This is a genomic window from Bradyrhizobium sp. C-145 (genome assembly GCF_023375135.1).
Taxonomy (GTDB): domain Bacteria; phylum Pseudomonadota; class Alphaproteobacteria; order Rhizobiales; family Xanthobacteraceae; genus Bradyrhizobium; species Bradyrhizobium zhanjiangense.
Map to the genome: position 1 here is coordinate 6,626,382 of NZ_CP088150.1, position 24,142 is coordinate 6,650,523.

A 24,142-nucleotide genomic window follows, 5' to 3' on the forward strand; every position below is an offset into this window, starting at 1 on the left:
ATCTCGCCATGAGTAGACAGCAGGTTTAGTAGTCACGCAATCTACGATGGTTTGCGAGAGCCTCCTGATCAGATTTCTGTTACAGCTACTTATCGGCAGGGCTGGTTCGACAAACGAAGGGAGCGAGGTGGCACTCCGAGCATGAGCTGGGACAGATAAGGAATGTCGCGCACGGTCCAACGAACCGCTAGCGCGACAGCAACAATCATCGTCCCGAGAAATGCAGCCGCGGCCGACCTCATTGTGGGGTCCCAAAATTCTGCATACTGTATGGAATCCATGAGACGGAATACCGTACCCTGAATCAAGTACAACACCAGCGTGCTCGGTCCCAGTTTCGCGGCGATAAAGCGGACCACGCGATTTGAGCGACCAATATTCCAGGCTCGAAGCAGGACCTCAATCATCACCGCTGAGGCAGCTGCGGAGCCGAGAAACATCAGAAACACATTTTTTGCCGACTGCAAATCCTGGACGAAAGCGAGATTGTTGTAGACATAAGTGTCGTTGCGCCAGGCCAGAAAGCACACCATAGCCGTTATTGAGACAGACATAGTCAAGAACAGCCTGTGAGAGCGCATTATGCTCGTCCACCTTTCTCTCGACTGCGCAAATGAGAATCCCAGGCAGAAAAACGGGTACGTATACTTTATGAGAGGGAATATGGAGAAAGTCAGAGGCGCAAGGACGACCACAATGACGGATACGAACAAGGCCCAGGGCGACGAATGACTGAAGATCGAAATAGTTTTAGCGAGAATAAAACAAATGAACGCGGCCCAGACGAACCAGTATGTGCCGGCGAAATCATTCAGGAACTGCAAAACGTAGTCTGGTACGCCCGCCGGTCGGGGAAACACCGTCAACTTTACTGCCTCCAGAAGAGAGTACCAAAACAGCATCGGGAGCAGGAGCTGCATCGCACGATCGCCGATGGCTTGCGTGAACGACTTTCCCAGTACCGCTCGGCAGGAAAGATAACCGCTTGTCGCCATAAAGAGGGGCATGTGGAACATATAGATCCATTTGAAACATGCCGAATCCCAAAATCCTTCATTTCGGTAGAGGATATATTGGATCAGGTGACCGACGATCACTAAAATGATAAGCACTCCTTTGGTGAAGTCCAAAGCGAGATCGCGATCGCGCGCTGTCTCAGGCACAACCTTTTCCTATCACATGATGTATCAACATATCGGCAGACTTTTTCCAACCAGCCGAACACATAGCTGAGGTCCCGCTCCTATTGCTAAGGGCACGTCGCTGCTGCGTATCCTGTTTACATGGAAATCGACCTGTCCGATGACAGCGGAGACAATTGCCACCGAAAAGTCTACGCTGCAGTAGCTGACTGCGCGATAAAGACCAAAAAGAAAAGGGGAAACGAGCTATACGATGGTTTATCGATTTTGTCCCACCAACCTCGCTTCCATCGGCTTCCCAGATCCAGCGGGCACTTGCATTCTGCTCCGAGCGGAAGAGGCGTTTGCAACGCGCCGGGGAGGAGAATTTCCATAGCGCAATAACTGAACTGCGCATGAAGCTTAAGCGTATGCAGGTTGCGAAGTACCGCGCTCGCGGAGGAATTTGGCCCGCGCATCAGGAAAAGCCTTCGTCAGCAAACCTTTGTCTGGTAGCCATGTTCTTGGTCCTTGTTCCGTCGACTGCACTCCGCGCTGTGCTCCGTCGATTACGAATGCGTTCGATCTGCAGCGCTAGCTGAGCGAAGATTTTTCAAGACAAGAATTGGCGAACTTTTGTGAAAGGATCAGGGATGCAAAAAAAAGCAGGTTCGGGCATGTCCCAAATTCGTAGGGTCCATTGAGCTTGGCAGGTTCTACAAAGAGGAGCTGGACGGTTAAGGCCGTGCCCCAACAACCGATCATCGCCTGCCAAAAAAGCCGCGCTATAGAACGCCTCACGCGAGCTGCCCCGCCGATAGACTGAGATTGCAGCCCTGCTACCTCTTCAGCGACGTTCAGGATAAATGCGTACGCGCTGGCGGCCCTCGCTTTCCACCAACTCGCCCCTGTAAGGCACTCCGCGGATCTCGAAATAGGTCGGGCATCCAGCTTCTGGCATGACGCGCTGGCTTTCCAGGACGCGGACGAGGTAAGACGGAAGGAATCGCTCTCGGTGCTCCCATCCCCCGTGGATCAGATATCCAAGATCAACTGGCCCCCCACCGGATTGCGCGGCTGGCACGATCGGACGGGGACGATAGAGCGACTGAGACGGGCCAGGTTCATCCGGCTGGCTCATGCGGGGATGATGGATCAAGTGGACATCGCTGCCACCTCCTGGTCCAAACGTGGCCGAGTAGCGCTCACCGTTGATCGTGAACTGACTTGGCCCGAACTGGTTTGGCAGCAGATTGATGTTGCCCAATACATCGATCAACACGTCTGAAGCCGCCTGGGAGCCGTGGCGCCAGTTGGCGCCAACGATCGCTCCAATGTCCCGCAGCTGCGGAGGCGCCCCTGACGGTCCTGCGAACGACGAGGCGGCCGCAAATTCAGGTGCTGGCGCAGAGCGCGCATCGTCACGCAAGTCGTGGGGCGTGGGTGGATCCAGATCAACGAAGGACTCGAGACCGCCGTAGATGTTTAACGATCGAGGCCTCACGGACGAAGGCGATACGGGCTCTTGCATCTGTTGTCCAAGCCAAGCCCAGGCTCCCTGGCTCGGGGTGGCCGGAGTAGCAGGAAGCTCGAGCGGCGGATGAGCTTGCGCGGCCCAGTGCGGCGCCGGCACTGGTGAGGCAGGTTCGTGGATTTGGTCGCCGAGCCAATCCCAGGCTCCCGCGCTCGGCGTCGCAGGCGTTGCGGGAAGCAGCTGGGACGAGCCGGCCTGCCATCCGCTTTGCGGCGCCGGCATCGATGAGCCAGATCCGTGCATTTGCTCTCCAAGCCATTCCCAAGCTCCCGCGCTCGGCGTGGCTGGCGTTGCGGGAAGCCCTGTCGCGAGTGGGCCTGCCGAGCAGCTTCCGCAGAAGGCTGACCCGGGTCCTCAGAGCCTGACTCAAAAAGCGCCTAGTCTCAGGGCCTAGCCAAGCGGCGAACTAGGAGTCTCAGATGGGCGATGAGGAGCCAAGCGAGCTCGGTGGCGGCAGAGCCTTCGAAGTCTTTGGAGAGGCGGCGGCATCTGCCGTGCCATGCGAAGGTACGCTCGACGACCCAGCGCCGGGGCAGGAGCTGGAAGCCTTTGACCCCGAGCGGTCGCTCGACGATCTCGATCGTCCACGGCCCGCAGTCGGAGAGTACGTTGACGAGCTGTTTGCCGCGATAGATCCGGTCGGCAAAGACATGCTCAAGTTTTGGGAAGCGGTCTCGTAAATGCCCCAGCAGGGGAACGGCACCATGGACGTCCTGAATGTTCGCGGGATGAACATATGCGGCCAGCAAGAGCCCGTTGGTGTCGGTTACGATATGGCGCTTACGCCCATGAAGACGCTTGCCGGCGTCGAATCCGCGTGGCCCCCCGGTCTCCGTCGTCGAGGCGGTCTGGCTATCGATGACCGCGGCTGTCGGTTTGGGCTTTCGCCCAAGTCTGCGGCGCGCCTTCCGAACCAAAGCGTCGACGATCTGCTGCCATCTCCCCGTGTCGCGCCAAGCGTAGAAATAGCCTTGCACCGTCGAGCATGGCGGGAACTCTTTCGGCAAGGCTCGCCATTGGCAACCGCTCGACAGGATATAGAAGATCGCCTGCACGATTTCTCTCAGATCAACCTTCCGCGGCCGGCCCAATCGGTGCCGCGGCGGCATCTTCCGGGCGATCAGCGCCCACTCGGCATCGGTCAGATCACTTGTGTAACGCAGCCCACTGCGCTGATACTTGATACGAGCGGCTTTGGTCCAGGGCATGGTGTCCTCCCTCGAATCTTTGCAAATCCGAAGGAATCACAGGCCCGCCAAAACCGCTCACCCTTTTTCGGTCAGGCTCTCAGGAGGCGGCAATCCCAGTGCCCTGTTCGCCTCAAGGAGTTGCTGGTAGAGCCCAAGCCTGACAAGATCAGCGTTGATCTTGCTGTCCCCGGTCTCGTGCTTGTACTCCTCGACGTCCTGAGCGAGCCCAGGGGTGGAAAGTCGGCCGGCGATCGGCTGTCTATCATGCGTCTGCAGCCACTCACTCAGCCTGAACATGCGGCGAGTTTGCCTGTCGATCGTCTTTGGATCGATCCTGTCTGTTGCCTTTTCCGCCGCCGCCCACATGCGGATGAGTATTGCGTCCTCAGCATGAGGAGCGAGCCGGCGGACATCGGCTGCCAAGGTGTTTCCGGCACCGACTTCACGAAGCTTCTTCAGGGCCGCCTTGATGCGCCTGCCGCGGTCCTTTGCGTAGGTGTCGACCTCCTCATCGAGCTCAGCTTCGAGCTGGTGGTTTTCCACATCGGGATTTTCCAGCTGCGCGTTTTCCAATTCTCGGCGAATTCGATCGGCGATCGAGGGTCTGCCGGCGTCGCTCAGGCGCGCGCTCAAATGGCGCAAATCGGCTGCCGCATTCTTGATGGTGCCGTCGCTGAGATTACCCGCCGCCGGTTTCGGAAATCTTCAATGAGCTCCTCATCGGCCACAGAGACCCCGCGCGTCCGGCCTGGCTGCCTGGCGTAATCAATTCGTAAATTCGTCGAAAAGGCGCCAGATTGTCCCGCCTCGCGCGACGACTTTCCGCTACTGCTCCCGCCAATGGCCTTGCCGATTCCCGACTTGAAACGTGACCATACTCCACGGCTTTTTCCGCTCTTGGCCGACGCGGCAGACTCTGCATCCGGAAAGCTGTAGCGTGCGCTGCTGAACAGATCATCTAGCAAACTAGACTGCGACACTTGCGCCGAAGCAGGAAGCTGAAAGCTGGGAATGTCTACGCTCCGGCGCGTGCCGCCTAGCGCACTCTCCCTAAAAGCGGAGTGCGGCGGCACCCGCATCGAACCGCCGAAATCGTCGCGCCGGACTGCTCGACCACCTCCTGCGGGAGGCCGATCAGGCGAAGTTGAGTTGCTTTCATCCAACGGATCGAGATTCAAGTCCTGCAGCCGCCCCTCAAAATCACCCTGCTCGCTTGAGCTGCCCGCTCGCTGCCCAGTCCGCCCCTGCAGGGCGGCGTATTCCCGCATCCAGGCTCCGGAATCGAAGAATGGGTCAACCGGATCCATCCTGTTCTCCTCACGTTTGTATAGACCCTGCAGCGATCCGCACGGCCTGGTTACGGCCAGATAGCAGCGCTTTCAGCAAGAAGCAGATTCTCGATTGTTGTAGCCGCAACCTGTCGAAAAGCTGACGAGATCAGGATATTGCTGCGCGCGAGACCGGCCTCGCATCGGCACCCGCCTGATGACAGGACGGAGTCGCTCCAATTTGCCGCACCTCTTCGCGGTCCCCTGCTCGAGCTGACGAAATTCGTCGACCGATACAACAATGGATAGCCTGTCGATTGTGCGCCGAACTCAGATCACGGCGGGGCTCACATAGCCGCTACCAGTCTCGAATGGATCATACGTGACGAGCATCTTGTCGTCCCTGGCCTCAACTTTGACGCTGAGCTTGTCATCTTGCAGGCGCTCATTGATGACAGACAACGTCTTCCAGACCGGGAGGCGTTCTCGTGCCTTGGAGTTCCACTCTTGGTTTGACGACTGCGGTTCTGAACGTCCTCTCTTATGATTTACCAGGTCCGGAGCCATCGCGCGAATGCCGTATGTGAGATCCGCGTCGTCGGAGAAACGGCGAGCTACACCTTAAGCCTTCGAAAGGGACGTTCCACCCTTGAAGACGAAATGCTCGCCCAGTGGCGACGAGCGCGTTCAGGCATCAAACTACTAAACATTCTTTTGAGACGATGTGCACGTCGTGCTGAGTTCGCAGCAGTAACGCAGAGCGCCTCTCGGGATCGGATGCGTTTAAAGTTTATCCAGCGCGCAGGTCGCTTACGGGCCTGGCAAGCCAAGTCGGCGGTGAAGATCCGGCAGACTTGAATTCGCTCACTTGAATCGGGCTCAGTCTTTGACTGACCCGCAAGGCTTCTCGTGCAGTCTCGGGACCGACCCGCGCACGACGGCTTGGCCATCGTAAGCTGCCAACGCGGTGCATGCTTGAACTCCACAACTTGCTTGCCGAGATGGAGCTCGCGGTAAGGGCCGAAACTCAAATAGACCTGCCGACAGTTAGCTGCCTCCTCAAATCGAGCTGGTTGGCTGCCAGCGCCTCCGCGACCGATGATTACACCGCTGCGCGCCTTGGTCTCTTCAACAACTTTTCGACCGACGGAGCTCTCGTCCCGGAGGCGGCTTTCGACCGGACGCAGATACGCCCTCACCTCGCGTGCGGGAAGTTTCGTTGCTCGGCAAAGACCGAAGGCCCTGATCGACGGCAGCGCACTTTCCGAGGTGCAAAAGCACGTTGGCAGCAATGGGCGAGGCTTCACGATCGATCTTTACGTACCGCCGCAGAGCAATGATAAATATCCTCTGCGGCGGTTTGGGAGCCTCATAGTTCGAGGCCACGCTCTGCGAGCACACGGTGCATGACCTCGCGTTTGATCTCGCCAGCGATCTCGTTTCGGACTTGGGCTCCAAGCACCCGCTCGGCATCCGGATCGCCTAGAAGACCATGCTCGGCCAGTCGCTGATCCAAGCGGGTTTGAAACTCTTCGCCCATAGCTTCGACCAGCCGGTCTTGCATCGCTGCATGTTCGTCCGGAGCGATGCGCCTCAGCACCGTCTCCCACGGTTGCCAGCGGCTTGCCATGTAGTTGGTAAACTGGCTTGCTTCCCGCTCCCAGACCAGGCCGAGCGCCTCCCTCGCATCGTCATCGCTTACGTGAGAGACCGCCAGGAAGCGCATGTCAGGGGCGACATGACTGAGCTCCAACCGCTCGCGCAGCCGATGTTGATAGGCCAGGTAGACTTCGATGTCGTCTACGTCCGGGTTGCCGCTGGCGAGCGAGTTGATCCTGTCGCGCGCAATCTCGTCCAACGCCTCCAAGCGGAAGGCGACACGGCCGCGCTGGATCAGATCGCCAAGCCGATCGTCATAGACCCCGTCCTCGACGTCAGCGTTGAGGCGCGCGGTCTGCATACCATTCCAGTGCAGGGTGACACGATCCTCGCAGCTCGCGTTGGCCTCGGAAGCTTGTGCAAAAAACTGCTCGCGCAACGTCGGATTGGCGGCGGCCTGCCGCAGATCATCAGCCACTGCCTGCCGAAACTCGTCATTGCCGTAGTTCACGGTGCCTCGTAGCCTCTCCAGGAACTGTGCGTAGTCTTGGGCGCCGGGCTCATTCGCAAAGTGCAGCCATTCGGCCAGCGCGGCCGGGTCGTCTGCGAGCCAGTGTGCGGCTGCCTCATGCAGGGATTGCTGCGCAAGCTGCGGTGGCGCTTCAGCCGCCGCGAGATGAGCGAGGACGTCGTCCGGCAGCGCGTTATCCCCGAGCTCGAGGCTCTCCAGATGCGGGTAGTAGAGGCTATTATTCGGCACAAGAGCATCTAGAAGACCTTCAGGCAGGCTGGTCAGCCGGTTACGGCTGACATTGAGTGATTGGAGCGTGCTCGGAAGCGGGTCAGGGAGGTTGGCCAATTGATTGCCGCTGACATTGAATTCAATGAGCCACGAGGGGAGGGACTCGGGGAGGTCGGTCAGCTGATTGCCACTGACCGCAAGCGAGGTGAGCCCGCTTGGGAGAGCGTCCGGCAGGCTGGTTAGCCGGTTATCATTTGCGTTCAGCATCTCGAGCCCGGCCGGAAGGTTTGCCGGCAGACTCGTCAAGCTGTTGTCAGCGACCTCCAGCTCAACGAGGGTCGGCGGAAGATCGTCCGGCAAACTGGTCAAGCGATTATGGCTAATGAGAAGATACCGGAGACCGGGTGGGAACATCGCGGGCACGCTGCTTAGCTCGTTGTGCCTAGCGCGCAGTTCCAGCAACCTTGGCGGCAGGGCGGCGGGCAGAGCGGTCAGCGAGAGCGAGGACAAATCGAGCGAGTGCGAGCCTGTGTTATCCGAATTCCTGATTCGTCTGCGCCCCTGTGGCCTGTTCTCGGCTTCGCCCTGCCCTTCTTCGGCAACCCAATTGTCCAGGATCTGCGCGCGCGCGGAGGCTGGGGCCCGATACCCCGTCAAGGTTTCGACCAAATTCGCGACGGCACGGTTGAAGCCGCCGAGATAGCTTTCCTGGTCCGCGTCTTCAGAAGGCGCCGAGGAAGAACCTGCACTCCACTGTGTCTGTCCCGTGTTCATCAATTTTCTCCATACCCCCGCTTCTCAAGCTCGCGAAGCAGGTGGTTGCAATGATCATTCGAGAGGCCGGTGCACGTGCACTGCGACTCCCCGCCCCACTTAAGTGGGCACAGCTTCGCACGAGCCCGGCAAATCGATCGATACTGCTGTGAGCTTGCCGCCTTTCGTTGACCAGATAAGTCCGGCAGGACAGTCAACGGGCTAGCGTTTTCTGCCGTTAGCAGGCCTACCTGTCGATCAGCTGACGAGCGTCGCTGCCGAGCCTCAGAGTTGCTCAGTTTGCCACTGTGAGCGAGCGACAATCGGATAAGCTATACACTCGCTATATATCAGATCACGAAAATGCATGATTTTTCAATAAGAAAGCTTGCACGCATGCCCGTTCTGACTTGTATTCTGACCATGACGAAGCTTGAGAAACTCAAACGGCACTTGAAGCCGGGCCAAGCCTATCGACGGGCGGATTTTGCTCGCTGGTCGACGTCTGTTGACCGGCATCTGAAGCAGTTGGTTGAGCAGGGCGTTCTGAAGAAGCTCTCCAGCGGCCTGTATGCCTGTCCGAAAGAAACTGTATTTGGTCCGGCGCCGGCATCCGACAACGACGTGGTGAGCGCGTTCCTGAAGGACGATACGTTTTTGCTCGCTTCGCCGAATGCCTACAATAGTCTTGGCGTGGGAACGACGCAGCTTTATGACAAGACGGTCGTCTATAACCACAAGCGCCACGGCGAATTTCAGCTCGGCAATCGCAAGTTTGCCTTTCGCGTGAAGCCGCGATTTCCGAAGTCACTGACACCTGAATTCCTGCTTGTTGATCTCGTTAACAACCTCGACCAGCTTGCCGAAGCAAAGGATGGGCTTCTCGACGAGTTCTGCTTGAGGCCGGATTTGACAAAGTCGCTCCCAACACGCCGAGGGACATCAGCTCCTGGCTATACGACCGGGCTGTCGCCGGCAATGTCGACATCATAGACAATCGCGCGAAGGGCGTGCCTTGCTATGATCCTGGCTATACGTTCGTTGAAAAGCTGCAAACGATCTCGACGAAATTCCGCAAACAGCAGGCCGATAAGAGCGACCCTGTCGGATTCATGCGTCATTACTACGATGTCTATGAGTTGCTCCAGCGCAAGGAAGTCCAGGACTTCATCGGCACGGACGCATACAAGGAACACAAGCAAAAGCGCTTCCGGCAGGGCGACAATCTGAACATCGCCTAAAACGACGCCTTCAGCTTGAGCGACGCAGAAACGCGCAACGCTAGCGCTTATGAGCGCAGCAGCTCGCTGTATTATGCGAAGGCACCAACCTTCGACGAGATACTGACTGAGATCGAAAAGTGGATGAGTGAGCTTTAGGATATCCCCCTGGCCCGGTGAAATCGGCATGGACCTCTTCACTCCGGTAGTACATGACGCTTCGCAGCATCCAAACTTTCGCGCAATCCTCGCTCGACCAAACGGGTATAATTGCGACGTTCTGAATGACTGGGCTCGCGGCTTCAAAGATCGTGACGGAAAATTCGTCGGTGAGTTTCAGCGAACCTTTGATACTTGCTTCTGGGAACTCCACCTGTTCGCGGTGCTCAAGCAGTATGGCCTCAGCGCCGATTTTTCGAATCGGGCTCCAGACTTTTACGTGACCAGCCACGGCGGATTCAACATCGAGGCTACAGTCCCCCTTCATGCCACTGGCAGCACACTCCCTACGACAAAGCCGCTGGAACGGTTCCTCAGGATCTGAATGAATTCAACCGTCGTGCGATAATCCCAATTAGCAACAGTATCGCGGGGAAGCGAACGAAGTACGATCAGTCTTATGCGCAGCTAGCCCATGTGAGGAACCGTTCCTTTGTTCTGGCCGTTACCGCAGTCGATCGCCCTCGCGCACGGCTTGCCTATCAGCGGGCTATCGAAGCTGTCTTGTACGGCTACTATGTCGATGAGGAGAAATTCCTGCGCGAGGGCTGTGAGCTGAGAGGGCAACAACGGGCGAATGTCTTGAAGGACAATGGAAGCCCCATCGATCTTAGCATCTCATGAAGAAGGAGTTTAGCTGGCTGAGCGCCGTCATGTTCAGCTCCTGCGCCACCTGGGGGAAGGTCCTTCGATCTCCGGCAATCGGCTGATACCGTGACGTTGGAGGCAGCGATGCAGGGATGACCGCGTCAAATGCGGCACTCTTGCGCTGCAAGTCTGAAGACGGCGCGCCTTTCGTTTCCAGCAATTCGGAGGCCAGCGGCGCGAGTTCGTCTCGTTTGTGGAGTTCGGGAAAGACCGAGCGCTGGAGAAGTCGTCCGTAACGCGCAGCGTAGTCGCGTTCGAGCGCTTCGGCGTCCAGTGGGACTGACTGAACCGTCGGCACCTGAGCGGGGCTGGGACCAGCGACGAAATTGGTGCTTAGCACCCCGTGGCGATCTGGTCGGGTAACTCCGCCTTCAATTTGCGAAACGTGTAAGTGCTGAAGTGCTTCTCGAGCAGTTCAGGGTAGTCATAGAGACGGCGTGTGAGCTCTTTCCATCCGAAGACGGTCACACGGAAAAGCCCTTGCTCGGCATGCTTGGCAGAAACGGCGTTGACGTGATCCGTGATGTAGACGTCGTTGTCGGCGGTGGTTGCAAGGATATAGGTGGCAAGGGGCGGTTTGAACTTTTTGGCTTACTGGATTTCGCGTCAATTTCGGAGATCGTCAGCTTGGTCGGCGGCCAATCGCGCTTGCCGTTGCACTGAACGGCCGCGTCAGCTCCGCTATCCTTGCCATAGATATCGATGCCGTGTTGCCTTTGCCCGGCACGGCCGTAGCGGACGAGTTGATGGTCCTTCCAGATGCGCGAAAAAAGATCTGCGCAGATTTCCTCGAATTTGTCCTAGCTCGGCGGCGGAGGAAGCTGTTCGTCATTGGCGTCAGACATGTTTCTGGCTTCCGACCCGCCTGGTTAGGCGTGACTGGTGGCAGCCCTCGTGCTGGTCCCGGGTATGGTTGCCGCTGCCGAGTCAAAAGAGCTTCCCAGATAGAACATTACAAGAATCGTCGCAACTCATAGCTGCACTTGGAAGCCAAATAACCAGTTGATAAATCTCAGGTATTGCTCACAGGCATCAAATCCAGAGGATGCTCTTAAGAGCATATTATAGGTCTTTACAAGCTCTCAAAAGCAAATTATTGCAAATCAATGAAATTGGTATATGCTCTTAAGAGCACAATAATCAACTTATCTGGCCTTCAAGAGCATGGTAGCAACCAACAAACTTCAAAAGGCGCCGCCTTACCACGTGTCGCGGGCTCTCACGCAATTGGGAGCGGATCTACGTACCGCACGCATCCGCCGCAACATGACCATGGAGGACGCAGCAAGCAGAATCGGAACGGGTCTGCGCGCTGTTATGGACGCCGAAAAGGGCAAAGCATCGACGGGTATCGTGGTCTATGCCGGGCTGCTGTGGCTCTACGATATGCTCCAGCCCCTCGAAGAACTCGCTGACCCCTCAAAGGACAGGGAAGGGATTGCTCTGCAAGCGACGCGGGAACGCAAGCGGGCGCGCAAGTCCGGAGGGCTCGACAATGACTTCTAAAGGCAACTCCGAATGCTTCGTCTACATCACGCTGCCCGGTCAGACCGAAGCGATAACCGCCGGCCGATTCCAGCTCGCCAAGGATCGCCGCGGCAATGCATTGGGCCGCTTCGTCTACGGCAAGTCGTACCTCTCAAACGGAGATGCGGTCGCCATTGATCCTATCGAGCTTAAATTATCGGGCGAGACTTACGAAACAGGCCGGCTGAATGGCGTCTTTGGTGCGTTACGCGATGCAGGCCCGGACTATTGGGGTCGCCGCGTCATCGAGAAGCATGCCGGGGTTCCCCAGCTTGGCGAACTCGACTACCTGCTGAATTCAGCCGACGACCGCGCAGGAGCGCTTGGTTTTGGACTTGGACAACAACCTCCAGCACCACGTCGCAAATTCAACAAGACGCTCGAACTCGCAAAGCTTCAGGAAATCGCCGAAGCCTTGATGCGTGAGGAGGATGTAAAAACCGAGGAAGCCGCCCAGGTTCAAGACTTGATGCTCTTGGGCACCTCCCTGGGCGGAGCCCGTCCGAAAGCTGTGGTCGAGGACGACGACGGACTCTGGATCGCAAAATTCAACCGCCCGGACGACCGCTGGAACAACACGTGCGTCGAACGCGCGATGCTAGAATTGGCCAAGGCTTGCGGTCTTCGCGTCGTTGAGAGCCGCGTCGCCAGCATCGGAGCGAAGGACGTTCTTCTCGTCAAGCGCTTCGATCGCACGAAGACGGGCGAGGGATATTTGCGTTCGCGGATGATCAGCGGACTAACCGTTTTGCGAGCTGACGAAGCCGTCGAGATGCGCGATCGCTGGTCCTATGTGTTGATGGCGGAGGAGATGCGCCGGGTCACGGAGGAGCCGGAAAAGGACGCCAAAGAGCTTTTCCGACGCATGACGTTCAATGCACTGATTTCCAACCTCGACGATCATCCTCGCAACCACGCGCTGGTAGCCAAGGAGCGGACTTGGCAGCTTTCGCCAGCCTATGATCTGACGCCCTCCCCGGTAATTTCGCAAGAACATCGTGACCTAGCGCTGGAGGTTGGTGACCAGGGGCGATTTGCAAATGCGAAGAACGTGCTGTCGCAACATGCCCGTTTCTTGCTGGATGCCGCAGAGGCAAAAACGATTGTCACGAGCATGACCGAACAAGTGCGCGCCTCGTGGTACGATGTTGTTCGCGGTCAAGGCGTCAGCGAGAAGGACGCCGAAACGATCAGAGGCGCCTTCGTATATCCGGGCTTTCTGACAGAATAGAGTGAGGGACGCTTGCTTCCCACTGACTAATTTGGATTCGACTGCGTCCCTGCGCGGAGACGCGGGGTAATTCTCAGGAAAGCCCGACAGCTTTCCAAGCTTCGATAGCCTTGCCGAATGGCGAGCCTTTCTGCTGCAATTTGAATCCGGTATTCCACAAATTGTAAGCGCAAAGTTTGAACGCGCTCAGAAGCTCTACGTGCTCGCATGGCTTGATTTCGACCTCATCAAAGCCGGTGAGTTGGTCGACTTGACCGCGCTAGAACTCGCGCTGAACGACAGGTATGGCGACAAAGAGCTATTGAGGCGTAGACGCTTCGTCACGGAAAAAGCCAAGCAGGAAGCGCGCCTCGTCCGAAAGGGCGAAAAGTGGTGGGTCGAGAACGCGACGTTTGCCGATCTGCTCAAGCATATGGTCGAGCATGACGGTCTAACGGATAGTCAGGTGCCGATGAACCGACGTTGCGGACCGCATCCAGCGTGATTGGGCTTCTGACCGGAACAACGAAGCCAAGCCTCGCCGAGATCCGCAATGACCTGGCGCATGGGATTCCGTTTCGCGAATTGCTCTGGGCTGGCTTACTCGAATTGATACGAGATCTCATCAACTAGGCCTATCGATAGCGGCGTGTTGGCCACGTCGATATGTCCGCGACGGTCTATGATCCGGTATGCACGCAAAACGATTCGATTCTTTGTTAGCTGAACAGATCGGCCATACCAGCCTTTCATCGCGCGCGTCAGATGATAGAGCGTCGCTGAAGAGCCGGGCGCCCGAGAATACGCGCTTTTCCTGGGTAAACTGTTCGACTCCGTGAACTCTGGCAACGAAGAATTCCGGCAGTCGGTGGCCAATGATCTGCACCAAGTGGCGCAAAACCCGGAATTGCGTAACCCTACTTCCAACTGGCGCTGGACGCCAACGAGAGCTGCGAGGCTCGCAGAACTTTGACCTGGAACGGCATGCAGATCGCACGCCTCATTGCAGAGGTCGAGAACGGAGCCTATAACAACGAGGCCGGCTTCCCGATCTCATCGATCTAGGGCGGGTCATGTTCCGCCTGGAGGCGCTGGACAGAATTGCGCGCGAGAAGGGTTCACGCGCTAGGCTCGGGCAACAACGTCGAAGACATCGACGCCATTGAGGTCCTTCTTGCTTATCGAAATAGGCTGCGCGAGCGGCTGGGCTGCAACACATTGCCCCCAACATGCGCTTCTTTTCCGGTGTGACCGACGCTGACGTTGACAGTGCAGAGACATCCGTGCGCAACGGAGAGGCGGCGGAATTCTCCGACTATCTGGCCGTGGACTGGCAATCTTGGGACGACGCCGTGGGCCGCATCGCACCCGAAAACCATGCCACAGCGCACGACGAGCTCTTTGCCGCAGTGGGGACGGAGTTCGACAGCCGGCGCAGCAACAGCTCACCGACAAAAGTTTGATTGGGGTCGAAGCTGACCTTGTGGAGGATGCAAATCTAGAGTCGCAGTTCGTAGAGAAATCGCCTGTGAGATCAAGGACGCTCTCCCAGATAAGGTGTTCAATGAGCACGGCCTCACCGTATGAAACGGCCTTTGCCGTATCAGAGCAGCTTCCGGGCTGGTCACTCCCAGGTCGTCCTCAACCCGGATTGTTGTCTCAGCTCGCCGGTGTATGCCAGGCGGCCGGCTCTGATTCTCGGATATTGTCGGGACCAACCTTCAGTGAACGAAGCCCTTCTCTCCACCGGCGAGACTCTGGACTACGAAATCCGCAAACGAGACTGGATCTGAAGGATTGCCAATGCGGATGGAGACTCTGGGAAAGCTTGCCACGCGTGCGGTCCGTCGGTCGGCTCCCCCGCTTCTTAGCGGTGCTCGCGAAGCTGCCGCTCCAGATCAATGGCTTGATCGGCATTGCGAGCGCGCTTGAGCAAGGCGCAGCGTTCATCACCTGAAGGCTTTCGCTCCGCTTGAGCTCGCATATCCTGTGCGAATTGCGTCAATCTCGTTTTCAGAGACTCTGTTTGCTTGAACCGCCTGCGCTTCAATCCCATTGCGACCACCTTCTACTACCCCAACGATCGTACGCCCTCATGCTGCGCGGTGCAGGAACATATGTTTATTTTCGGCTCAAACTTATGAACGAGCTCGCGTGCGACAATCCTTCGCAAGATGCAGCAAATGTTGGGTCAACCAACGTGAACTTGGCCTTCTGAGCTGCATACTCAAGTTACTCATTGACCTTACGCCTCAGTCTCCATTGGCTTCTCGTTCTTGGCTGGCGCTGCGCGATTTCCGCCCGTGACACCTTGCCCATTAGACAAGCTCTTTGCCTTCGTGCTTGCCGAGCCTAAGCGCGGCGACGCCGGTGGATCTTTGATAGCACCGACAATTGAAACCCTGCGTTTTTTGTCGGCCCTTTCTGTCATGCGTCCCTCTCCCTCGGGCCCCCTTGGGAGGGGTAGCCGATGTACCCGCTTTTGAACGACACCTTCATAGTCGAGCTTGCTGGCGGCAGCGAACGCGGGCTGCGCGCCGCCTTCTTTGACGCTCGCTATAGAGCATAGGATTCTCTAGCCTATGCCGGTCAATCCTTCATTAGCCGCTCGCGCTCCAGCTGCGGCTCCGGCTCAAGGTCGGTGCCATTTAACCAGAGCAGATCGAACCAAAATACGGCAACTGTCCTGGTCACCGCGATCTGCCAGCATCTCGGAAACGCCCGGTACGGGCGACACGACCGCCCTTTACTCTCGCCTGACTGGGCATGCGAATTCTGCCGGCAATGGCCGAAAACCTCGTATTCGAGTTCAGGCGGTTGCGTGTGCTGGCTTTACAATCGTCGTCGTCGATATGCAGCTGGAAGCGGCGCCGTCCTATTTGAGGCCGTGAATCGATTGCGCTCCAGAACGCCGTCTTCAATTCAAGGCGAGCCACTGCGAGGGCGTGTCGAGACAGGACGGGCGGGCCGACCGGGTAGGCGTCACCAGCAACTTACAAAAATACCCGCCGCTGGTCTCGGGGGCCAATGAGCGTCCAGGATCGGTCGGAGTTCCGTTCCAAGCGCGCGGCCGCAATCGGCAGGCTCGAAGCAGCAAAAATGTGCGGGTGGCCAAAGCCTGCTAATGTGTGTGAATCCAGGCGGGAGCCAGATAGGATATTCAATGATTAGCTTTTACCGGGGCGAGGCAGCTACAGCTTCGCGGCATAGCTCGAGACTCGGGAACGACCGAGGTCGGCCGGAGGGCAGTGGCAGAGCTCGCGGCTGAGATCGTTGAAATGTTGTTCGGGGCAAGATCTCCGACCCTTTAAGATTGATGAGTGAGGTTAACCACGCGGGTATTTGTCGAGGCATGAAAGGTCCGATATTTGCAAATGAGCAGAGGACCAGAATGCTCGATAGCCGGGACTTTACCGTGAATGCAGGCGAGCGTCGGCGAAATGGCAATCAGCTAGTTCCTATTGGATTCCTGGGAGTTGCAACCATCGTAATGATCGCCTGGCTTGCAGGGATAGTTTGGGCGAGTTGGAGTTTAATCACGTGGATTTTACACTGAGCACCAAGAGGCCGGAGGAGGATTTCACAGGCCTTTCCGACCATTTCATTATTCGGATGTATGAGTTCATTCGTGATCAGGTGGCGGCGGATGCGGCAGCGGGCACACGGCTTGTTGGAATTCCGGCGAGGCATCGCGCCGACAGTCTGCTTGCGGAGATCAACCGCAGGGGACTTTATTGTAGGCCTATCGATTGGCCGCCCTTGTCGGTGAAAGGCGAGCCGAGCTGACCGCCACCTGAACGCATTCGGGCAGGTTCGCTTTCTTGCGATCGAAGCCGCCGGAGCCATCAGACGCACAGTAACAGATGTCGCCTCATTAACGTTCCGAGCTACCACGAACGTTTTGTCGCCACATTTGGCTTGGACTTCGACGGACGAAAAGCGGCGATCATCCCATTCGCAGGTGCGCCCGTTTCAAGCAAAGCGGCGCTCTGCATGAGATGGAGCACCTATTGTCGAGGGTGATCTCAGCCCTCTTAGGGTCTTGTTCGTGAGTCGCGCCGCCAAGAGGTCGGCGTGGAAAATACATCCGATCCAGGCAAAGGCGACATCACGCGCTCGAGCAGGGCTTCTTCAGGAGCCTCAAAGTTTGCTAAGCCGCCGCTACGGTGGCCAGAAATCTCTGCTCTTCCAGCCTCAGACGGTTGCTATCCTCAGCAAGGCACCTGCCAGCGGCAAGCACCTGCATTGACCAGGTGCCCGTCTGGTCCGCACCTCGATTGACTTCGGCGATATTTGTAGCGACCTCGGTCGTACCAATTGCCGACTGCTGCACATTCCGAGCATCTCCTGGTTTGCAGCGCCTTGCCAAGCACCTCCTACCATCCCGGCTGCCGTGCCAGCGCCACCATCCACCCGCTCCAACAGCGCCTCAGACTCTGCTGGGTAGGCTGGTGAGCAGGGTGCGGCGGGCAGAAGCTGTGAATTGCGTTGATCCGCGAACGAGTAGCTCCGCACGCTTTCAAATCGAGGCAAAGCCTTTCTGTTTAGCTACACAAGACGAAAGACTTTCAAGCTTCCAAAGACGATACAGAAGACGTCACTTGCCTTTGTTGTTGCGCAGAATACCGGCCGAGCAGTGCGTTCGCTAGACTTAGATTACTCACCCCGTCCCATTCAAGACCTCCATGTGCAGAACCCGACAGAAATTTCGATTGAGCCGATCTGAAACCTCAAAGAGATGATGGTCTGAATCAACTTCGCAAGTCCTGGCATGTCAATTGCTGGGAAGTGCCCGCTACATCACGCCACTAACTCGACGCAAAGGCCGAGTCAGACCCGACTTGCCGTCCACACCAAGTCTCTAGCATAGAAGCGGCTCTGTTTAACTGCCGCTCCGCCAACGGAGCCAGGTTATGTTGATCGACACATCCGAAATCTTCGACTGCATTCGCATCAATAAGCAGGAAGCGCAGGAGCGCCAGCCCACTCCGCTATGCGAATGGCCTGGCTGCCAGAGCAAGGCTACCCATCCCGCGCCCAAGGGCTGCGACAATGCGCGAGCCTATTGGCACTTCTGTATCGACCATGTTCGCCAATACAATCAGTCCTACAATTTCTTCTCGGGAATGGACGCGGAAGCGGTCGCGCGCTACCAGCAGGACGCGCTGACCGGCCATCGTCCGACCTGGAAGTTGGGCGAGAACATCAGCGCACACAAAACGACCGGCAGCGCTGCCAATTTCGAGGACGGCTGGCATGCCCTCTGCACGCACCTCGAGCTGAACGGACGCGCCGGTGCCCGCCACCGCGCGAAGGTCAAGCCTAAGGCCCGCAAGGTTTTCAATGCCGAAGGCAAAGCGTTGCAGGTGATGGGCCTAAATGCCGATGCGACGCTCAGCGATATCAAGGCGAAGTACAAGGCGTTGGTCAAGCAGCACCATCCTGATGCCAATGGCGGCGACCGCTCCACGGAGGATCGCCTGATCGAGATCATCAAGGCCTACCAGTACCTGAAGACCATGGTGCGCGACAGCTAGACTGAACATCTCAGCGGGCCTCAACGGCGCATCGGAAGTGGAGGACGGAGACATCCAGAGCTTTTCTTTGGCGTAACCGTCCAGTGAGGCTTTCGATCACCCACAAATATGGCGCCCAGCGCGATATCGGCGACAGCCCACGCCGCCTTCATATCCGCACTCCCGTCATTCATCCGACGATCGCCGTCGTCTCATCATCCTTGCTTTGCCTTCCATCCATATCGTTGCCTCGGCAGCCAATCTGTGGCGCCTGCGAAGAACACGCCCAGGGACCATCTCGCAGCTTCGTGATCTGTCAGTTGATGGGAGTGAGGCTCGCGGCCTGAGGGATTCGCGCCGACGCCGAAGGATTTGTATTCGGCATAATAGCTTGTCCTCAAGGTATTGGTCTTGCCGGGCGTCCATGCGCGCCACCCTTGCGCGATCACGGGGGCATCTATCTTCGCCGCCAGGAAGACCACTGTGGCGTAGGGGCGCCAAGGCCGGCCAAGTGCGATATAGCCCGCAGCATGGTCGGCAGTGAGCCTACAATGATCAAAAACATACCCACTGTCTTCATCAGGTGCTGCCTTGCTCTGAGCGGTATAGATGACTGCTTGATTTGCGAGGCCGTGCAACTCACATTGCCGGAACCAGGCCTTGGCGTTGCCAAATATGAAATCGACATGCCCTTCGATGTAGCAGTTCGAGAAGTATTGTCGTGACATTCTGCCGTTTGGTCCCTTGCCGGCAAACAGCGTGTCCTGGGCACCGAGCAGGCGGACGCGCGTAACGACGTCCCTGTCTCCGGTAACGGACAGCGCGACCGCCTGGGAGGGGGGATTGGCCGGATTGAGGGCGTAGTCGTTCTGGATGGTCAGATTCTCGAGCCGCATGTCATCGCCAGCAGCATCCAGCGTCGCCGAACGGGCGGTTCCTCCTACATTGATCGCGCCATCGCCATACACAATGACCGTATCCTCCGGCTTCCTGCCAGTCCCTTGGATATGAATACCGGATTTGGAGATTTTGACCTTCTCGCGATAGACGCCCGGCGCGATGCGGACATTTCCGCCTTCCGCCGGCAACGCGTCGATGGCTTGCTGCACGGAGCGATAGTCTGCATTTCCGGCATGCGACACGAATAGTGGCTCAGCGTACGCTGCCGGGGGGCAGAAACATCCGGCCAGAAGCGCAGCGGAAGGCACGAAAATTCGCATGTGATCTCACTCTTCCTTGAGTTCGCGGCACGTTCGACGCAGTCGATATGAGATACCGCCTCGGGATAGCTGCCGTGCATGGTCAAACACATTTTCCTCGACAGCCCAGAACCCCACGTGACTCTCGGGCGTTCCCGCAAACCCGGCGGCGGCCCGCAACGAAGTACCGGACATGAGGCTGAGGGTTCTGCAAGACCAGCGATTTAGGCCTGCCGATGCGAAAGTCACTGGCCGGGTTCGGCGCCGGGTGTCGTGCTTAGGGATGGGCGTCGCGGGAACGCTCTGGCACATGTCTCCGATCCGCGCAGCGGTTCTGTGGGTCGTCCCGGCAGCGGCGGCGATACGTCAGAGGGACTTGCGGTCACCTTCGCGTGTTCGAGTTGCCAAGTCGCGGAATTGGCAAATCGGACATCCTCGAGTGCAACGTCGACGGCATGCCGCTCGTCTACGCCGCGCATCAGCAGCACGCCATTGTCACCATGCACATGGCGCAAAACGATCTGCCGATAGACCGGAATCCTCGTGCCTTGTGCGCGTGGATCATATTTTGCATCGAACGCCACTGGCCAACGGTTGCCCGTCAGGCAGACGTTCTCATAAGTCACGCGCTCGACCAGACCGCCTCGACTGACATCGCTCTTGATGCGCAGGCCAGACGTCGTACCGTCCAGCGTCAGATTACGTACCAGTATGTCACTAACTCCGGAATTCACCTCGCTGCCGATAGACATGCCGTGCCCCCAGCCGAAATAATTATCAAGGATGGAGATATGGTTGCTTGAGCCATTGTCGCCGGCTTTGATTGCAACGTTGTCGTCTCCCGTGCGGATGAAGCTGTGGGTGATGGTCACATCCTCGCTCGCGCCGGGGTCGATGCCGTCGGTATTGCGCGCATCCGCCGGTGAATCGATGGTGAGGCCCCAGAAAGTGGCACCTTCCACCCGGTTCATCGCGACATGGAAATTGGGGGCATTGCGCAACGTGATACCAGAGAACGTGATGTCCTGCGCATGATCGATCTGGATCAAGCGCGGCGCGTTCTGCTTGCCGCCCTCAGCTTGCGCGCGGCGGGCCAGCTGCCACCAGGTTTCGGCCCCGCCGTCCAGCATTGCGCCGCCCTGACCATCGATGATGCCCTCGCCGTAGATGCCGCCCCCACGCGTTTTGGAAAAGCTGATGAATGGCCGGCAACCGTCGCCCTTGCCCATGATGCGACCACATTGTCCCCGGCCCCTGTCGTAAGCAGCTGGTTCGGGGATTGCAATCAGCGCGGCGCCGCGTCCGATCCATAAGGTCACGCCCGATTTCATCTCGAGTGGACCTGAATGAAACTCGCCGCGCCCCAGATAAACTGCAGCACCAGCGGGGCAATGTTCAATGGCGTCCTGTAGGCTAACTGTATCGTTCTTGCCAGACGGCACAGGGCGATCACACACCGTATGAGGTGCAACAGGTTCGGCGATAGTCCGGCGGTCTTGCGCCTTTGCAGCGGGGCAGACAGCCATGCAGGCGAGTATGGACAATAGGGCCCAGTTGCGAAAACGCTTTATCATCGACCTGCTCGTGCTTTGTCACGCGCATCATTGCCGCGTGCCTTCTGAGCGCTGGCTCGATTGAGCCGCCGCGCGCGTCACTGGCCCGCGCAAGATGACATTTATAAGACGCAGCAGAGGCCTCGACCTTGCGATCTCGCAGTAGCACCTTGCCTGTGCACGAAAATACGATGGTCAAAAAAACGGCCGATATCCGCGCCGGCTGGCGCTCGCTCAGCAACTGATGGACGCGAAGCCGGTTCGCCGAAAGGCAACGCGATACTCTCGATACAAGCTAAATGCGTCGCAGGTTCTGACGGGAATTTAACCGGTCACGATAGCGAGTTCAGGGCGTCTGCGACAATGGCTCGTGACCTCTAATAGTCGCTGGGCAACCGGCGTGGCCGTTGATCCGCCGCTAAGGATGCCGGCTCATCATCAAGCAATCGCCGAAGCTCTCCAGGCGGCATCTGCTCCTCGTTGAATATAAACGCATCTGGATCAGCCGAAGCCGGCAAATTGCCGACCGGCTGATCCAAGCCCGACGGCACGGACTCATCATGCAGCACTCCCCGGAGCTCGCCTAGTGAGAATGGCAGGTACCCGAAATCGAATGCCTCGGGATCGGCCATGGCCGGCAAGTGGCGGGCGAACTGGTCCACTCCGCTAGGTGCGGGCGCATCATCGAGCAGTCGACCAAGCTCCCCTGGAGAAAGCGGCAGGGAAGCGGAACTGAAAACATTTGGATCTATCGAGCCTGAGCATTGTCATCACTGGCTTCGAGCGACTGGGGCCCCGCTCGCCGAGGTAATTCGCCACCTTGTAAAGCATTTGAACATACTTGTCGGCCGTCAACGGTGCCAGGTTTCGGCGAGTACTGATGCCGCTCATCATCGCCTGAATGTAATCATGATCCGCGCGAGACGCATTCGACGGCGGTTTGCGGCCGGGGCGTCGGGCAAGCCCGGCGGGGATCGGCCACGCGCGCTGCATCCAATTGCTGCTCAAAGGCGTCTCGTTCCGTCTGGTTCGGTTGCTGATCGTCTCGAAGAGCGTGCTGTACCGATGGCGGAGGTGCTGCATTGGATAGGTCGAAATTGTGCGAGTCCATGCCAGCCTCTCGTCCAGGAACGGTGGGTTAGTCCGTATTCGGGCAAGCTTTCGAGAAGCTGACGACGCTGCGGCCGGCACCGGATCGCATTCGTACCGGGAACTCTCTTCCTGGCGTCTCACGAATCTGGGTGACTGCCGTTTCCTCCCGACCGCATTGTGATCGCTTGCGGGACATGGTCAGCCAGTTCTCGTCATCATCCATGCGATGCCGGATGAGGCATGGTCGGCGTCCGCCGTCAGCACCGCCCGGGAAGTCGCATGCCTTGCGCCACGGCCATAGCGGACCATCGTGGTCATTGAACGCGTCCCCTCGCGCCCACCTCCAGATACGTCTACCGGTAATTTGAACGACTTGAACACGGACCAAACGAGCGAACCGGCCCTGGGTCAGGGTGGAGAACTCGTTGACATTCGATTCAGGACACCTGCGTGAGCAGCCCCCGAAACAGGAGGCTCTAGTCAAAAACGCGGCGATCCGTCCCGTATGTGGTGCTACTCTGCGCCCATCCTCTGGCCAACGCACGGCGATCAACCAAAAAGCCAAGCCTGTCGGCAGGGCCGTACCCACTAGTCCAGTTCGCCCGCCGGGTTCGCAACACGATGGGTCTCGTGATCTTCGCCAGGTCCGTGCCAAAATTTCTCGCCGTTAAACGTGCGCGGCGGCAGCTTTCAACGGTTCTATGATCGACTCGAAAACGTCGCGGCAGCATCCTGCTCCACGGGATCATCGACGCTTCGCGACTTGCGCGGTTGTGCGTTACGTATTGAATGGTTTCCGGCAGAGTTGCGCTGGCGTTCACCGATGGGCGATGAGACTGCTTGACGCTCAAGTCTCCGTTCCAGATCTGCCAATCCTGCCTTACATTCGGCGACAACCGCTTGGGCGCGAAGCAGCCTGACCTTGAGCTCGTCCTGTTGCCTGACTATTTTCTCAGGATCCCAATCGTCCTGCATCAGCTCATTGACCATCTGCAAGCACCGATGCATGGCCGGCGCTCAGATTTAAGAACCCAGGCTCGGTATCTCGCAGATGCCCGCGCTTGAGCCAGCGGCTAAAAGTGACGCAAACGATTGTGCTAAGGTATAACGCCTTTACCCTGGTCTGCACCATGTTGTTGAGGACCGCCATTCGTCGCGCCCCCCTTACAAGACAATCGGATTTTGGCCGGCAAACCGAAGTGCGATCCGAAGATGGCAGAGTTCGCGCCTCAGGCGCGGGGTTTGGAAAGCGCATCAGGAGACCTCTGCGATCGATCAAGCGGGCAGTTTCATCTGAATATCTGGATCGGGTGCTGAACGAGCTTCATGGTCACAAGTGGTTTCGTCACGTCTTCAAGCAACCGGCATGCCAAAGCCGCTTAAGCGTTTTCATGACGAAACGATGTAGGCTTTCTCGCATCACCTGGTGCAGGCGTCCCGGTGTCGCGCCTCAAACAACCGACGTCTTGAACGAGACAGTCAAAGCCGCAACTACGACCTCCATAGCAGCGCTCAACTATCGCAGCGCTCAATAAAGAGAAGATTTTGCCGACATCGGGGCCAGAATGCGCTTGCACCTTTTGGCGAATAGACCTCCCATTGCAAGCGTGAGCGATGCTTCAGCCTGAGCTATCGATCGCGCCTTCGTGCTAAGCACGTCGAGGCGGCGCCGAATCCCGCTACAACGAACTTAAGTTCACTTCTCGGAGCCGAAGCTTGAAGGTCGAGCGCGATCGACCAATCGCTTGATC

At 57.9% G+C, this 24,142-nt stretch carries 23 protein-coding genes and 2 pseudogenes; 13 read left to right on the forward strand and 12 right to left on the reverse strand.

Annotated elements, in window-relative coordinates; translation table 11 throughout:
• Positions 1-89: 89 nt before the first annotated feature.
• The 7 genes from nolL to LRP30_RS31210 all read right to left on the reverse strand — a co-directional run bounded on the left by nolL (position 90) and on the right by LRP30_RS31210 (position 8,228).
• Positions 90-1,163, reverse strand: a complete 1,074-nt coding sequence (nolL, locus tag LRP30_RS31185; RefSeq protein WP_249757273.1) for a nodulation factor fucose acetyltransferase NolL — start codon at positions 1,161-1,163, stop codon at positions 90-92.
• Positions 1,164-1,968: 805 nt separating this feature from the next.
• The gene (locus tag LRP30_RS31190; RefSeq protein ID WP_249757274.1) at positions 1,969-2,403 is read right to left on the reverse strand and encodes a hypothetical protein; all 435 of its coding nucleotides are present in this window, start codon (positions 2,401-2,403) and stop codon (positions 1,969-1,971) included.
• Positions 2,404-3,038: 635 nt separating this feature from the next.
• A complete protein-coding gene (locus LRP30_RS31195; RefSeq protein ID WP_249757275.1) occupies positions 3,039-3,863 on the reverse strand; it encodes an IS5 family transposase in 825 nt (274 codons plus the stop codon).
• A 57-nt stretch (positions 3,864-3,920) separates the two neighbouring features.
• Positions 3,921-4,478 (reverse strand): hypothetical protein, encoded by a 558-nt coding sequence (locus tag LRP30_RS31200; RefSeq protein WP_249757276.1) that lies wholly within the window; start codon positions 4,476-4,478, stop codon positions 3,921-3,923.
• On the reverse strand, positions 4,475-5,152 hold the full coding sequence (locus LRP30_RS31205) for a hypothetical protein (protein WP_249757277.1): 678 nt from the start codon (positions 5,150-5,152) through the stop codon (positions 4,475-4,477). Before LRP30_RS31205 ends, LRP30_RS31200 begins: the two co-directional genes overlap by 4 nt.
• Positions 5,153-5,443: 291 nt before the next feature.
• Positions 5,444-5,575, reverse strand: coding sequence for a hypothetical protein (locus tag LRP30_RS45050; protein WP_256477629.1), 132 nt, complete (start codon positions 5,573-5,575; stop codon positions 5,444-5,446).
• A 907-nt stretch (positions 5,576-6,482) separates the two neighbouring features.
• On the reverse strand, positions 6,483-8,228 hold the full coding sequence (locus LRP30_RS31210) for an NEL-type E3 ubiquitin ligase domain-containing protein (RefSeq protein WP_249757278.1): 1,746 nt from the start codon (positions 8,226-8,228) through the stop codon (positions 6,483-6,485).
• Between the two features lie 375 nt (positions 8,229-8,603).
• Here LRP30_RS31210 and LRP30_RS31215 point away from each other — a divergent pair, with 375 nt between their 5' ends.
• From LRP30_RS31215 to LRP30_RS31225, 3 genes are all read left to right on the forward strand, one after another.
• Positions 8,604-9,200, forward strand: coding sequence for a hypothetical protein (locus LRP30_RS31215; protein ID WP_249757279.1), 597 nt, complete (start codon positions 8,604-8,606; stop codon positions 9,198-9,200).
• Positions 9,149-9,448 carry a nucleotidyl transferase AbiEii/AbiGii toxin family protein gene (locus LRP30_RS31220; protein WP_249761868.1) on the forward strand — a complete coding sequence of 100 codons (300 nt, stop codon included), beginning with the start codon at positions 9,149-9,151 and terminating at the stop codon, positions 9,446-9,448. The genes LRP30_RS31215 and LRP30_RS31220 overlap by 52 nt, the downstream gene beginning before the upstream one ends.
• Positions 9,449-9,614: 166 nt before the next feature.
• Positions 9,615-9,971, forward strand: a complete 357-nt coding sequence (locus LRP30_RS31225; RefSeq protein WP_249757280.1) for a hypothetical protein — start codon at positions 9,615-9,617, stop codon at positions 9,969-9,971.
• 285 nt (positions 9,972-10,256) lie between these two features.
• Here the strand turns inward: LRP30_RS31225 and LRP30_RS31230 are convergent, their stop codons facing one another.
• The gene (locus tag LRP30_RS31230; RefSeq protein ID WP_249761989.1) at positions 10,257-10,592 is read right to left on the reverse strand and encodes a hypothetical protein; all 336 of its coding nucleotides are present in this window, start codon (positions 10,590-10,592) and stop codon (positions 10,257-10,259) included.
• Positions 10,593-10,774: 182 nt separating this feature from the next.
• On the opposite strand from LRP30_RS31230, the gene LRP30_RS31235 reads away from it, so the two are divergent.
• The 9 genes and pseudogenes from LRP30_RS31235 (at position 10,775) to LRP30_RS31260 (ending at position 16,817) form a co-directional block, all read left to right on the forward strand.
• Positions 10,775-10,957 carry a hypothetical protein gene (locus LRP30_RS31235; RefSeq protein ID WP_249757281.1) on the forward strand — a complete coding sequence of 61 codons (183 nt, stop codon included), beginning with the start codon at positions 10,775-10,777 and terminating at the stop codon, positions 10,955-10,957.
• Positions 10,958-11,458: 501 nt separating this feature from the next.
• Entirely contained in the window at positions 11,459-11,800 is a 342-nt protein-coding gene (locus tag LRP30_RS31240) for a helix-turn-helix domain-containing protein (RefSeq protein ID WP_249757282.1), read from the forward strand.
• Positions 11,790-13,052 carry a HipA domain-containing protein gene (locus LRP30_RS31245; protein WP_249757283.1) on the forward strand — a complete coding sequence of 421 codons (1,263 nt, stop codon included), beginning with the start codon at positions 11,790-11,792 and terminating at the stop codon, positions 13,050-13,052. Before LRP30_RS31240 ends, LRP30_RS31245 begins: the two co-directional genes overlap by 11 nt.
• Positions 13,053-13,251: 199 nt before the next feature.
• Entirely contained in the window at positions 13,252-13,536 is a 285-nt protein-coding gene (locus tag LRP30_RS31250; protein ID WP_249757284.1) for a hypothetical protein, read from the forward strand.
• 330 nt (positions 13,537-13,866) lie between these two features.
• Positions 13,867-14,004: a hypothetical protein gene (locus LRP30_RS45055; RefSeq protein ID WP_256477630.1), complete on the forward strand. Its 138-nt coding sequence runs from the start codon at positions 13,867-13,869 to the stop codon at positions 14,002-14,004.
• Entirely contained in the window at positions 14,001-14,096 is a 96-nt protein-coding gene (locus tag LRP30_RS45060) for a hypothetical protein (RefSeq protein WP_256477631.1), read from the forward strand. Before LRP30_RS45055 ends, LRP30_RS45060 begins: the two co-directional genes overlap by 4 nt.
• Complete coding sequence (locus tag LRP30_RS45065; protein ID WP_256477667.1) at positions 14,087-14,197, forward strand: NEL domain-containing protein; 111 nt, start codon at positions 14,087-14,089, stop codon at positions 14,195-14,197. Before LRP30_RS45060 ends, LRP30_RS45065 begins: the two co-directional genes overlap by 10 nt.
• A pseudogene (locus tag LRP30_RS45070) lies at positions 14,193-14,494 on the forward strand (NEL-type E3 ubiquitin ligase domain-containing protein). Before LRP30_RS45065 ends, LRP30_RS45070 begins: the two are co-directional and overlap by 5 nt.
• 2,077 nt (positions 14,495-16,571) lie before the next feature.
• Positions 16,572-16,817: a hypothetical protein gene (locus LRP30_RS31260; protein WP_249757285.1), complete on the forward strand. Its 246-nt coding sequence runs from the start codon at positions 16,572-16,574 to the stop codon at positions 16,815-16,817.
• Between the two features lie 364 nt (positions 16,818-17,181).
• Here the strand turns inward: LRP30_RS31260 and LRP30_RS31265 are convergent.
• Positions 17,182-17,396: pseudogene (locus LRP30_RS31265) on the reverse strand (methyl-accepting chemotaxis protein); the annotation flags it as partial.
• 548 nt (positions 17,397-17,944) lie between these two features.
• Here LRP30_RS31265 and LRP30_RS31270 point away from each other — a divergent pair.
• On the forward strand, positions 17,945-18,568 hold the full coding sequence (locus LRP30_RS31270) for a DnaJ domain-containing protein (protein ID WP_249757286.1): 624 nt from the start codon (positions 17,945-17,947) through the stop codon (positions 18,566-18,568).
• 194 nt (positions 18,569-18,762) lie between these two features.
• Here LRP30_RS31270 and LRP30_RS31275 read toward each other — a convergent pair whose 3' ends face one another.
• The 3 genes from LRP30_RS31275 to LRP30_RS31285 form a co-directional block, all read right to left on the reverse strand.
• The gene (locus tag LRP30_RS31275) at positions 18,763-19,656 is read right to left on the reverse strand and encodes a pectinesterase family protein (protein ID WP_249757287.1); all 894 of its coding nucleotides are present in this window, start codon (positions 19,654-19,656) and stop codon (positions 18,763-18,765) included.
• A 335-nt stretch (positions 19,657-19,991) separates the two neighbouring features.
• Positions 19,992-21,320, reverse strand: a complete 1,329-nt coding sequence (locus LRP30_RS31280; protein ID WP_249757288.1) for a glycosyl hydrolase family 28 protein — start codon at positions 21,318-21,320, stop codon at positions 19,992-19,994.
• Positions 21,321-23,090: 1,770 nt separating this feature from the next.
• On the reverse strand, positions 23,091-23,381 hold the full coding sequence (locus LRP30_RS31285) for a hypothetical protein (protein ID WP_249757289.1): 291 nt from the start codon (positions 23,379-23,381) through the stop codon (positions 23,091-23,093).
• Between the last annotated feature and the right edge of the window lie 761 nt (positions 23,382-24,142).

Bases quoted from the DNA above. Each gene is read 5' to 3' on its own strand.
- LRP30_RS31195 (WP_249757275.1), bottom strand. From the start codon at position 3,863: ATGCCCTGGACCAAAGCCGCTCGTATCAAGTATCAGCGCAGTGGGCTG.
- LRP30_RS31205 (WP_249757277.1), bottom strand. From the start codon at position 5,152: ATGGATCCGGTTGACCCATTCTTCGATTCCGGAGCCTGGATGCGGGAA.
- LRP30_RS31210 (WP_249757278.1), bottom strand. From the start codon at position 8,228: ATGAACACGGGACAGACACAGTGGAGTGCAGGTTCTTCCTCGGCGCCT.
- LRP30_RS31215 (WP_249757279.1), top strand. From the start codon at position 8,604: ATGCCCGTTCTGACTTGTATTCTGACCATGACGAAGCTTGAGAAACTC.
- LRP30_RS31225 (WP_249757280.1), top strand. From the start codon at position 9,615: ATGGACCTCTTCACTCCGGTAGTACATGACGCTTCGCAGCATCCAAAC.
- LRP30_RS31240 (WP_249757282.1), top strand. From the start codon at position 11,459: ATGGTAGCAACCAACAAACTTCAAAAGGCGCCGCCTTACCACGTGTCG.
- LRP30_RS31245 (WP_249757283.1), top strand. From the start codon at position 11,790: ATGACTTCTAAAGGCAACTCCGAATGCTTCGTCTACATCACGCTGCCC.
- LRP30_RS31270 (WP_249757286.1), top strand. From the start codon at position 17,945: ATGTTGATCGACACATCCGAAATCTTCGACTGCATTCGCATCAATAAG.
- LRP30_RS31280 (WP_249757288.1), bottom strand. From the start codon at position 21,320: ATGATAAAGCGTTTTCGCAACTGGGCCCTATTGTCCATACTCGCCTGC.
- LRP30_RS31285 (WP_249757289.1), bottom strand. From the start codon at position 23,381: ATGGTCAATGAGCTGATGCAGGACGATTGGGATCCTGAGAAAATAGTC.